This is a genomic window from Micromonospora sp. 15K316 (assembly GCF_004348525.1).
Taxonomy (GTDB): domain Bacteria; phylum Actinomycetota; class Actinomycetes; order Mycobacteriales; family Micromonosporaceae; genus Micromonospora.
Genome location: NZ_SMKG01000207.1, coordinates 1 through 10,690 on the forward strand (window position 1 = coordinate 1; position 10,690 = coordinate 10,690).

The 10,690-nt window shown below is 72.5% G+C and carries 9 protein-coding genes and 2 pseudogenes; 2 read left to right on the forward strand and 9 right to left on the reverse strand.

Annotated features, from left to right (window positions below; genetic code table 11):
- The 3 genes from E1211_RS26310 to glnA form a co-directional block, all read right to left on the reverse strand.
- Positions 1-960, reverse strand: a 960-nt coding sequence (locus E1211_RS26310; RefSeq protein ID WP_132351944.1) for a hypothetical protein, incomplete at its 3' end; no start/stop codon positions are given.
- A complete protein-coding gene (locus E1211_RS26315) occupies positions 957-1,316 on the reverse strand; it encodes a PadR family transcriptional regulator (RefSeq protein WP_132351946.1) in 360 nt (119 codons plus the stop codon). The genes E1211_RS26310 and E1211_RS26315, both read right to left, overlap by 4 nt.
- A 102-nt stretch (positions 1,317-1,418) precedes the next feature.
- Positions 1,419-2,843: a type I glutamate--ammonia ligase gene (gene glnA, locus E1211_RS26320; RefSeq protein ID WP_132351959.1), complete on the reverse strand. Its 1,425-nt coding sequence runs from the start codon at positions 2,841-2,843 to the stop codon at positions 1,419-1,421.
- A 255-nt stretch (positions 2,844-3,098) separates the two neighbouring features.
- Between glnA and E1211_RS26325 the strand changes: the two genes are divergently transcribed.
- Positions 3,099-3,503 (forward strand): RDD family protein, encoded by a 405-nt coding sequence (locus tag E1211_RS26325; RefSeq protein WP_371686202.1) that lies wholly within the window; start codon positions 3,099-3,101, stop codon positions 3,501-3,503.
- A gap of 54 nt (positions 3,504-3,557) precedes the next feature.
- Here the strand turns inward: E1211_RS26325 and E1211_RS26330 are convergent, their stop codons facing one another.
- From E1211_RS26330 to lipA, 5 genes are all read right to left on the reverse strand, one after another.
- Entirely contained in the window at positions 3,558-4,247 is a 690-nt protein-coding gene (locus E1211_RS26330) for a DUF4191 domain-containing protein (protein ID WP_132351950.1), read from the reverse strand.
- Between the two features lie 99 nt (positions 4,248-4,346).
- Positions 4,347-4,607, reverse strand: a complete 261-nt coding sequence (locus E1211_RS26335) for a hypothetical protein (RefSeq protein WP_132351951.1) — start codon at positions 4,605-4,607, stop codon at positions 4,347-4,349.
- Entirely contained in the window at positions 4,598-5,164 is a 567-nt protein-coding gene (locus tag E1211_RS26340; RefSeq protein WP_132351953.1) for a hypothetical protein, read from the reverse strand. The genes E1211_RS26335 and E1211_RS26340 overlap by 10 nt, the downstream gene beginning before the upstream one ends.
- Positions 5,165-5,202: 38 nt before the next feature.
- On the reverse strand, positions 5,203-6,981 hold the full coding sequence (locus E1211_RS26345) for a hypothetical protein (protein WP_132351955.1): 1,779 nt from the start codon (positions 6,979-6,981) through the stop codon (positions 5,203-5,205).
- A gap of 48 nt (positions 6,982-7,029) precedes the next feature.
- Complete coding sequence (gene lipA, locus E1211_RS26350) at positions 7,030-8,082, reverse strand: lipoyl synthase (RefSeq protein WP_165947349.1); 1,053 nt, start codon at positions 8,080-8,082, stop codon at positions 7,030-7,032.
- Positions 8,083-8,474: 392 nt separating this feature from the next.
- On the opposite strand from lipA, the pseudogene E1211_RS26355 reads away from it, so the two are divergent.
- Positions 8,475-9,413 (forward strand): annotated as a pseudogene (locus E1211_RS26355) (amino acid--tRNA ligase-related protein); the annotation flags it as partial.
- Here the strand turns inward: E1211_RS26355 and E1211_RS26360 are convergent.
- A pseudogene (locus E1211_RS26360) lies at positions 9,339-10,589 on the reverse strand (endonuclease Q family protein); the annotation flags it as partial. The pseudogenes E1211_RS26355 and E1211_RS26360 sit on opposite strands and share 75 nt — an antisense overlap.
- Positions 10,590-10,690: the final 101 nt, after the last annotated feature.

Below are 10,690 nucleotides of genomic sequence, written 5' to 3' on the forward strand. Positions count from 1 at the left end.
GAGGCGGGGTGAACGGGTCGGGCGGCGACGGCGGAGGGCGAGCGCCAGCGGCAGCAGCGCGGGGCCGACCACCCCGATCACGACGGCCGTCGCGGCGAGCTCGGACCAGACCGCGACGGTCCTGCCCACCCCGTCCACCGCTCCGGCGAGCGGCTGCAGCGCGAGCAGGCCGATGGGGGTGAGCAGGATCAGCGCCGCCCAGACGCCCCGGTGGTCGGCGCGCACGGCGAGCCCGGCCGCGACCAGCAGGACCACCGTGAGCAGCGCGCCGGCGGCAAACGGCAGCACCGGCACGACCGTCCCGATGTAGTAGGTCGCACCGAATCTCTGCGGGGAGAGCAGGTGCGGGTTGGTCCCCGCCAGCGCTACAGCGCCGACGGCGATCAGTGGTGCCGCCCGCAGCGCCGCCGGCAGCGTGACCGGTAGGCCGAGCGCGACCAGGCCCAACGCCACCTGTGGCAGCAGGACGAAGAGCGGCGGACGGGGCAGGCCGACCAGCGGGGCGGCGGGAACGAGGCCGAGAGTGAGGAGCAGAGCGAGCGCGACGGCCCGGCGGGCCCACCGACCGGAGGCCAGCGCGTACACCACCGCGGCGAGCAGCCAGGCGACCCACGCCCCGATGCCGAGCGAGACGAACGGCCCCGCGGCGGGCAGACCGAGGTCGGCCGGGGGCGGCCGGAGCTCCAGCACCGACCAGGCCGCAGCGAGGGCGGTGGCGGTGAGGAAGGCGAGGACCGCCGCGAGGCGTACGCCGGGAGCCAGGTCGGCCACCCCGGCGGCCCGCAGCCGCTGGCGCAGGCCACCCCGCAGCAGGTCGGCGGCGTCGGCGGCGGACGGCCAGCGCCGGTCGGGACCGGCGAGGTCGAGGTAGGTGCCGACGATCTCGGCCCCGCGGGAGCGGCGGTAGTCGGCGGGGTAGGCGCGCAGCAGCCGCAGGTAACGGCGCTCCAGGTCGCTCATGCCAGCCCTCCCGCGAGGCGGGGAGCGGTGGCGCCCGAAGCCCGGTCGCGCAGCCGCGCGGTGGCCGCCTCGACGTTGCGGCGCAGCCGCTCGGTCTCGCTGCTCAACGTGGCCTCGCCGGCCGAGGTGAGGCGGTAGTAGCGGCGCAATCGGCCGTCGACCACCTCCTCCCCGTCGACGTCGACCAGCCCGGCGTCGACGAGCCGGTCGAGCGCGCCGTAGAGGGTGCCGGGGCGCAGCGTGACGCGGCCGTCGGAGAGGGCGGCGACCTCGCCGATCAGGCCGTAGCCGTGCGTCGGGGCGGCGGCCAGCGCGGTGAGGATCAGGAAGGTGGGTTCGCGCAGCGGTGTGTCCACGCGGTCCAATATAACGGACACGAAGATATACCGGGGTCCGTTACATGGTCCGGGCCGGCTCCGCGGGATGCGGAACCGGCCCGGACGGGACGAGCGAGCGTCTCAGCAGTCGAAGTACATGGCGAACTCGTGCGGGGTCGGGCGCAGCCGCACCGGGTCGACCTCGTTGGTCCGCTTCCACTCGATCCAGGTGGAGATCAGGTCGGGCGTGAAGACGCCACCCTCGAGCAGGTAGTCGTGGTCGCCCTCGAGCCGGTCGAGCACCTCCGACAGGGAACCCGGCACCTGCTTGACGTCGCCCCACTCCTCCGGCGGCAGGTCGTACAGGTCCTTGTCGATCGGCGCCGGCGGCTCGGTCTTGTTCTTGATGCCGTCCAGTCCGGCCATCAGCATGGCGGAGAAGGCCAGGTAGACGTTGGCCGACGGGTCCGGCACGCGGAACTCGACCCGCTTCGCCTTCGGGTTGCTGCCGGTCACCGGGATGCGGGTGCAGGCGGAGCGGTTGCGCTGCGAGTAGACCAGGTTGACCGGCGCCTCGAAGCCCGGCACCAGCCGGCGGTACGAGTTGACCGTCGGGTTGGTGAAGGCGAGCAGCGACGGGGCGTGGTGCAGCAGGCCGCCGATGTACCAGCGGGCGGTGTCCGACAGGCCGGCGTAGCCGGTCTCGTCGTAGAAGAGCGGCTCACCGTTCAGCCAGAGGCTCTGGTGGGTGTGCATGCCGGAGCCGTTGTCACCGAAGAGCGGCTTCGGCATGAAGGTGGCGGTCTTGCCGTTCGCCCAGGTCTCGTTCTTCACGATGTACTTGAAGAGCTGGAGCTCGTCGGCGGCGTGCAGCAGGGTCGAGAACTTGTAGTTGATCTCGGACTGGCCGGCGGTGCCCACCTCGTGGTGCGAGCGCTCCACCGTGAAGCCGCTGTCGACGAGCCGGCGCACGATCTTGTCGCGCAGGTCGGCGTAGTGGTCGACCGGGGGAACCGGGAAGTAGCCACCCTTGTACGGGGTCTTGTACCCGCGGTTGCCGCCCTCCTCCTCCCGGCCGGTGTTCCACGCGCCCTCGATCGAGTCGATGTAGTAGAACGACTGGTGCGCGGAGGTCTCGTGGCGGATCGAGTCGAAGATGTAGAACTCCGCCTCGGCCCCGAAGTACGCCGTGTCGGCGATGCCGCTGGCCGCCAGGTAGGCCTCGGCCTTCTTCGCCACGTTGCGCGGGTCGCGGCTGTACGCCTCGCGGGTGAACGGGTCGTGGATGAAGAAGTTCAGCGCGAGGGTCTTCTGCGCGCGGAACGGGTCGATGAAGGCGGTCGCCACGTCGGGGAGCAGGAGCATGTCCGACTCGTGGATGGCCTGGAAGCCGCGGATCGACGAGCCGTCGAACGCAAGGCCCTCGGTGAAGATCTGGTCGTCGACGGACTCGACCGGCAGGTTGAAGTGCTGCATCACACCCGGCAGGTCACAGAAGCGTACGTCGACGAACTTCACGTCCTCGTTCTTGAGGTAGCGCAGAAGTTCCTCGGGGTTGGCGAACACACGTCCTCCTGGCACGTCCACTCGTTTGCTTGGGCTTCTGGCGACGTTATGGCGGGGCGGTTGCCCTGCCGTGTCTTGAGTGTTTCTGCCGTGTTACGTCCCTCGCGGAGCGTCATCGGTGCTGGTGAAAGCGCTCGATGGGGGCGCATTACCGTGGCGGTCTGGGCAATTCTAGCGACTGGCATCCGGAATGTCCGAGTTGGCGGGTAGGTCACGCTGGTCCGCCCCGGCCGGCGGCCGACCCGCTGGTTACCCTTGACCGCTGTGACCAACCCGCGTGATCCGCATCCGGTGCCCCCCGCCGCCGACCCCTCGTTCACCCCGCCCAGCCTGGGCCGGCGGTTCGGCGCACTGATCATCGACTGGGTGCTCTGCCTGCTGGTGGCGAGGATCTTCGCCGACCCGGTCAGCGACGGGTGGGCGCCGGTACTCGTGCTCGTCCTCGAGTACGCCTTCTTCCTCGGTCTCTTCGCCCAGACCCCCGGCATGTACATCACCCGGATCCGCTGCGTGTCCTGGTCCGACGGCGGCCGGATCGGGGTGTTCCGCGGTCTCCTGCGGGGCCTGCTCCTCGCGCTGGTCGTGCCCGCTCTGATCATGGACGCGCACCGTCGTGGCCTGCACGACCGCGTGACCGGCTCGGTCGTCACCTCCGTCTGAGACGGCGAAAGAGCCGGACCCGCACGGGTCCGGCTCTTTCGCGCACGACCGGGCTCAGCGCCCCCGGGTCTGGCGGAACGCCCCCCGCGGCGGTCGCATGTTCTTCGGGATCGCGCCCTTGGGCAGCTGCGGCCGCGCGCTCAGCGCCTTGAGGCGCTTGTCCAGCGCGTTGACGTCCTTGCCGCTGAGGTTGCGCGGCAGCCGCATCAGGGTCGTCCGCAGCTTGCGGATGGGCAGCTCGTCCTCGCCCTGGCCGATCACGTAGTCGTGCAGCGGCGCCGAACCGATCACCTTGGCCAGGCGGCGCTTCTCCTGGCCGAGCAGGCCGCGTACCCGCTGCGGGTTCCCCTCGGCCAGCAGGATCACGCCCGGCCGACCGATGACCAGGTGAACCATGTCCATCTGGGTGGTGGAGCTGACCGCCGGCGTCACCCGCCAGTCACCGCGCATGCTCTCCATGATCTGCGCCGCTGCCCCCGGTTGCCCCTCGGCGGCGTTCATCATCGCGCTGTTCGAGCGCAGGTTGAGCACGATCAGCACGGCGAGCAGCGTGAGCAGGATGCCCAGCGGTATGAAGATCCAGCCCCAGAGGATCGTCGCGACCACGGTCAGCGCGAGCGGGATCAGCACCGCGGCGGCGACCAGCGGGGCGAACCACCGGTCCTGCTTGGCGGTGAACTGGAACACCATCCCGATCTGCTTCAGCCGCTGGCCGAACGAGACCTTCTCCTGGGGCTTTGCCATGCCGCAGAGTCTAGTGGTCCCGCCCGGTGCGGGTGATCCGCGTCCGGGCCCCGCACGTTCGGAGGTCGAGCCGGCCCCGCCGGTCGGCCTGACGTCGGGCTATCGACCGAACGGGGACGGCGGGAGCGGAGGGAGCGAGGGGGCCTCGTTCCCCGAATCGATCCGCTCCACCTGCCACCTCACCACGGTCGGGGCCGCGAGCCGGCCGAGCTGCGCGCCGAGGAGACCGGCGGCGATCACGAGCGCGAGCGCCGCCAGCCCGAGCAGCCCCTTGCGCAGCGCGACCCGGCGGCCGACGGGGCGGCGGGGCAGCAACCCGCGCTTGAGCACCTGCGGCCCGAGCGGCCACATCACAGCCATGAGAGGACCTCCCGCCCGACGGTGGTGGCCGCGTCGACGAGTGCGCGGTCGCCGACCTGGCGGGCCGCGTACTGGACGTAAACGAGATAGGAGCCGAAGCAGACGCTGAGACGGACGTGTCGGTCGGTGTCGGGAGCGCCCGACAGGACGTAGGCGGCGGCGTCGCCGAGCGCCACCGGGTGGTTGACGCGGTTGATGACGGGCATGTGCAACGGACGGCTCCGCCCGACGCACCGTGGGCCCTCGCCGTCATGCCGGCCGAGGCGGATCAACGCGACCCAGAGCGAGGCCGTTGCCTCCCCGGTGCGGGAGACGGCGCTCGCGGAGCAGGTGTTCGAGCGGGTGCCCGGAGCGCTGCCCTGCTCACCCTCCGCCTTCAGCGGTCCGTGCCCGGGTACGAGAATGTCGAACACCTCGGGCCGGACGAGCTGGCAGACCGGGGGTGGCGACGGCGGACGCACCGTCACGTCCGCCCAGGCCCGCCGCAGTCCCGCCGCGGCGGCGAGCAGAACGCAGAGCGTGAGCACGGTGAAGCCGACCCAGCGTCGTTGGCTCATGCCCGACAGTGTGTTGACGGTGGGCAAGGCGACGGCCGTCAGGCGTGGGCGAGGTAGATCCGGTAGCCGTCGATGGTGATCAGGTAGAGGCTCCCCGGTGCGGCGCGCAGGCGCTCGTCCAGCCGGGCCGCGAGCGGGGAGCCGGTCGGCGCGATCCAGGCCGGCGCGGCCGACGCGGCCACCACCCGGCGGTACGGGGCGTACCGGTCGAAGCCGGGGCGCAGCTCGTCGTCGACGACCGCGCAGACCACGTCCTCGCCGCTGGCGAAGGTGAGCCGGTTGCAGGTCCAGTAGCCGCCGTAGACGTGCCGGACGCCCAGTTCGCGCAGCGTGCCGACCAGCTCGGCGTGCCGGGCCTCGGCGGCTCGGGCGGCGGGAGCGGTGCCGGCGGCGCGGTAGGTCGCGTAGCCCGTACCGGCCACGGTCGCCGCCAGCACGGCGGCGGCCAGGAGCCCGGCGACCCGTCGACCGGCCAGCGGTGACCGGCCGTCGGTCAGGCGGCGGGCGGCGCGCCACAGCGGCCAGAGCAGCGCGGGCAGGGAGACGAGCAGGCAGGAGAGGTAGCGGGAACTCTCCACCGGGGTCCGGCCCGCCGAACTGCTCACCGTGTAGGCGACGAGCGTGGCCGCGCCCGCCGCGACGAGTGCCAGGCGAACGGCCGCCCCGACCCGGCCTTCCACCGCGCCGGCGCCGGCGGAGCTGGGACGGCTGCCGCTCGAACCCGACGGGAACGGTCCAAGATCCGAACCGGCACGGACGCTTGCGGCGTGGTCCGAGCCGGCACGCCCGCTGACGGCGCGATCCGGACCGGCACCTCCGCTTCCGGCATGGTCGGTGCCGCCGACGTCGTTCCCGGCGCGGCCGACGCCCAGCACACGGAGGGCGGAGACCACGCCGACGACCAGCAACACCGGCAGGGCGAACGCCCACCAGAGCTGCCAGGTCGCGCAGTCGCCGGGGGCGCAGAAGCCCATCCCCAGCGGTGGGCCGAGCAGCAGGCCGCCGTGCAGCCGGTCCGCCCAGCCGGCGGGCACCCCGGCGCCACCGCCGGCCGCCGCGAGTACGGCGGCGAGGGGGTTCCGCCCGGTCGCCAGGCTGTGGCCGAGCAGGGGCGCGGCCCCGGCCAGGGTGGCGATCCCGAGCACCGCCCCGGCCCGGCCGCGCAGTTCCCGCCGGCGGAACGCCACGAGCACCGCTGCGGCGCCGAGCACGTACGGCAGCACGAGCGGGTCCACCCAGAGCATCAGCCCGGCGAGGAGACCCCACGCCGTCCACCGGGGCAGCCGGCGGCCCGGCCGACCGGCGCAGAGGTCGTACGTGAGCAGGGCCAGCGCGGCGGCGGCCGGGCTCATCTCCGGATAGCCGCCACCGGCGATGAGCTGGTTCTTGACGATCCGGTCCGAACCGAGCGCGAGCAGCGCCACCACCAGCAGCGCGAACCACCGGTCACCGGTCAGTCGCAGCGTCAACCGCCAGGCGAGCAGCACGAAGAGCGCGTAGAGCGCCAGCGTGACGAGGCGCAGCCCGAACACCGACGGCCCGGTCAGCGCGAGCACGGGCGCGGCGAGGTACGCCTCCAACGTCCCCATGTAGGACTGCCCGTAGAACCACACCGGGAAGTCCTGCCCACGGGCGATGTGCAGCGCGGCCAGCCCCATGGTGGCCTCGTCGCTGTTGGTGGCCGGGGCATGGAAGGCGAGCAGGGCCAGCCGGTAGCCGACCCCGGCGAGCAGCGCCACGACGGGCAGCCGAACCCGGCCGGCGCCCGCCCGCCCGCCACGCGCGTCGCGGGTCCCCTGGCGTACGCCGGCCGTCATGTTCTGATCATGGCACCCGCCGGCCGGGAGGGCCGGCAGCGGCGCGGATCAGCCGGCGGTGACCACCGAGCCGGCGTCGCGGGCGGCGAGCGCCTGCTGGTAGAGCCGGCCCGCCCGGTACGACGAACGCACCAGCGGCCCGCTCATGACGCCCGCGAAGCCGATCTCCTCGGCCTCCGCGCTCAGCTCCACGAACTCCTCGGGCTTGACCCACCGCTCGACCGGGTGGTGCCGGGGGCTGGGGCGCAGGTACTGGGTGATGGTGATCAGCTCGCAACCGGCCTCGTGGAGGTCGCGCAGCGCCTGGGAGACCTCGGCCCGCTCCTCGCCCATACCGAGGATCAGGTTGCTCTTGGTCACCAGCCCGTCGGCGCGGGCCTGCCGGATCACGTCCAGCGACCGTTCGTAGCGGAACGCCGGCCGGATCCGCTTGAAGATCCGCGGAACGGTCTCGACGTTGTGCGCCAGCACCTCGGGGCGGGACCCGAACACCTCGGCGAGCTGCTCGGGGACCGCGTTGAAGTCCGGGATCAGCAGCTCCACGCCGCAGCCGGGCTGCAGCGCGTGGATCTGGCGGACGGTCTCGGCGTAGAGCCAGGCGCCGCCGTCGGGCAGGTCGTCGCGGGCCACACCGGTGACCGTGGCGTAGCGCAGGCCCATCGACACCACGGACTCGGCGACCCGGCGCGGCTCGTCCGCGTCGAACTCGGCCGGCTTGCCGGTGTCGATCTGGCAGAAGTCGCAGCGGCGGGTGCACTGGTCACCGCCGATGAGGAAGGTGGCCTCCCGGTCCTCCCAGCATTCGTAGATGTTGGGACAGCCGGCCTCCTGGCAGACGGTGTGCAGCCCCTCCCGCGAGACGAGCCCGCGCAGCTGGGTGTACTCCGGCCCCATCTTGGCCTTGACCTTGATCCACGGTGGTTTGCGCTCGATCGGCGTCTCGGCATTGCGGGCCTCGATCCGCAGCATGCGCCGCCCCTCTGGGGCGGGCGTCGCGGTACGCGCGGCCTGGCCGGTCGTCGGCGCGGAGTGCTCGATCGTCACGAAACCGAGCCTACGCCCGACGGCGCCCGTCGATGTAGCGCGGGCGACCGGCGTCACGTCCCCGGGGCTTGTGACGCCGAACACCGGCCCTACCGAAAACGTTGTCACATCTGGCGATGATCGGTGTTAGTGTCCTCGGCAATTGCGACGACGGAGCCGAGTAGCGGCCCGCCCGCCAGTGCAGAGAGCCGCCGAAGTGCTGGAAGGCGGTCTGGCGACGGGCCCGTGAAGACCCTCCCGAGCAGCGGGAAGAACGGCGTGCCACGAAACGGCGACGTCCAGTAGAGCCCGCCGGTTGGCCCACGTCACGGGCGACGAACGAGGCCCCCGCCCAGGCGGGGGCGAAGGTGTGGTGGCACCGCGAGGACCCGCTCGCCCGCACCTCCCGGGCTGGAGTAATGCTCCGCCGCACGCGGCGGAGGCGTTGCGAGTCGACGAGGAGGTACACCGTGCAACGCATCCTCTCCACCCAGCTCTCCGCCCACATCGGTGCGACCGTCCGGACCGCCGGCTGGGTGCACCGTCGTCGGCTGCTCAAGTCGGTGGCCTTCCTGATCGTCCGGGACGCCGCCGGGCTGTCTCAGGTGGTGGTGACCGACCCGGCGACCCGCGCCCAGGTCGAGGCCCTGACCGAGGAGACAGTCGTCGAGGTCACCGCCACGGTCGTGGCGAACGCGACGGCTCCCGCCGGGGTCGAGCTGACCGACCCGGTCGTACGTCCACTCGGCCCGCCCGCGGTGCCGCCGCCGTTCGACCTGTACCGGCCGGCGCTCACCGCGAGCCTGCCCACCCAGCTCGACCACGCGCCCACCGCCCTGCGCCATCCATTGCGCTCGTCGGCGCTGCGCGTCTCCGCGGCGAGCGTGGCCGGTTTCCGGGCGGCGCTGGACAGCCGCGACTTCGTGGAGATCCACACGCCGAAGGTGGTGAGTTCCTCCACCGAGTCGGGCGCGAACGTCTTCGAGCTGGACTGGTTCGGCCGTCCCGCGTACCTGGCCCAGTCGCCCCAGTTCTACAAGCAACTGATGGTCGGCGTCTTCGAGAAGGTGTACGAGGTGGGCCCGGTCTTCCGCGCCGAGCCGCACGACACCGTCCGGCACCTGGCCCAGTACACCTCGCTCGACGTCGAGCTGGGCTTCGTCGCCGACCACCGGGACGTGATGCGGGTGCTGCGCGACGTCCTCGCCGGGATGCTGGGCAGCGTCGCGGAACGGGCCGCGGGCGCGGTGGCCACCCTCGGAATCGAACTGCCGGCCGTGCCGGAGGAGATCCCGGCGGTGCACTTCACCGAGGCGCTGAAGATCGCGGGCGCGCCCGCCGACGAGCCGGACCTCGCCCCGGCGCAGCCGGCCGATGCCCTCGGCGAGCAGCTCACCGCCGACCCGGGCGATCTCGTCGAGCGGCGTGCCGGTCAGGATCTCCAGCTCCGGTCCGAGCGCGGCGATCAGATCGTTGAGCTTCCCGTCGACCTTCTTCGAGCGGGCGCCCACACCGTTGAGCTCACCGAGGATCTCGGCGAGCGGCACCAGGTGCGTCACCTGGCGCGCGTGCTCCGGCCGGTGCCCCACCGGGCGGTCGGCCAGCTCCTCGACCCGGCTGAGCACGCCGACGGTGAGCGGCTTGCCGCACTCGGGGCAGCGTCCGCCCGCCGCGCGGGTCTGCTCCGGCGCCCAGTTGACCCCGCAGAGGCGGTGGCCGTCGGCGTGGTACTTCCCCTCCTCGGGGAAGAATTCGACGGTCCCGGCGAGGCCGTCGCCGGTGCGCAGCGCGTCGCGTACCGCGAAGTAGTCGCGGTCGGTGGTGAAGAGCGTCGCCTCCCGGCCCAGCGCCGGTGGCGAGTGCGCGTCCGAGTTGGACACCAGCCGGTACGAGTCCAGGCTGCCGACCCGCCAGTTCATCTCCGGGTCGGAGGAGAGGCCGGTCTCCACGGCGAAGATGTGTTCGGCCAGGTCGGCGTAGCAGTCCGCGATCGCGTCGAAGCCGGACTTCGAGCCGAGGGCGGAGAACCACGGCGTCCAGATGTGCGCCGGCACCAGGTAGCCGTCGGGGCTCGCCTCCAGGGTGATCTCCAGCAGGTCCCGGGAGTCCAGGCCGAGGATCGGCCGGCCGTCGGAGCCGAGGTTGCCGATCCGGCCGAGCGCGGTGTTGAACCGGGCCACCGCGTCCAGATCCGGCAGGTAGATCAGGTGGTGCACCTTGCGGGTGCGGTCGTCCCGCTTGTAGATGGTGGAGATCTCCACGCTGAGCATGAAGCGGACCGGGTCGCTCTCGGCCTCGCCGGCCAGCCGGGGCGGCAGGCGCCGGGCGATGTCGCGCTCCGCCTCCGGGCTGAGCCGGTAGAGGCCGGGCTCGGCCGGGTGCAGGGTCTCGCGCAGGTGGTCGTACCAGGCGGGGTGGGTGAAGTCACCGGTGCCGAGCAGCCCGATGCCCTTGCGCCGGGCCCACCAGCCGAGGTTCGGCAGGGTGAGGTCGCGGCTACAGGCGCGGGAGTACTTGGAGTGGATGTGCAGGTCCGCGACGAACGGCGGGCGGCCACCGGGGGGTACGGCGCTGAACGGAGGCACGCCGCATCCTGTCACGCCCGGCCCGGGCCTCGCCCGCCGCCACGCACACACGTGACAAGCGCAATCCACCCCCCGCGTCCAGATCCGGCAGGTAGATCAGG

Bases quoted from the DNA above. Each gene is read 5' to 3' on its own strand.
- E1211_RS26330 (WP_132351950.1), bottom strand. From the start codon at position 4,247: ATGGCAAAGCCCCAGGAGAAGGTCTCGTTCGGCCAGCGGCTGAAGCAG.
- E1211_RS26335 (WP_132351951.1), bottom strand. From the start codon at position 4,607: ATGGCTGTGATGTGGCCGCTCGGGCCGCAGGTGCTCAAGCGCGGGTTG.
- E1211_RS26340 (WP_132351953.1), bottom strand. From the start codon at position 5,164: ATGAGCCAACGACGCTGGGTCGGCTTCACCGTGCTCACGCTCTGCGTT.
- E1211_RS26345 (WP_132351955.1), bottom strand. From the start codon at position 6,981: ATGACGGCCGGCGTACGCCAGGGGACCCGCGACGCGCGTGGCGGGCGG.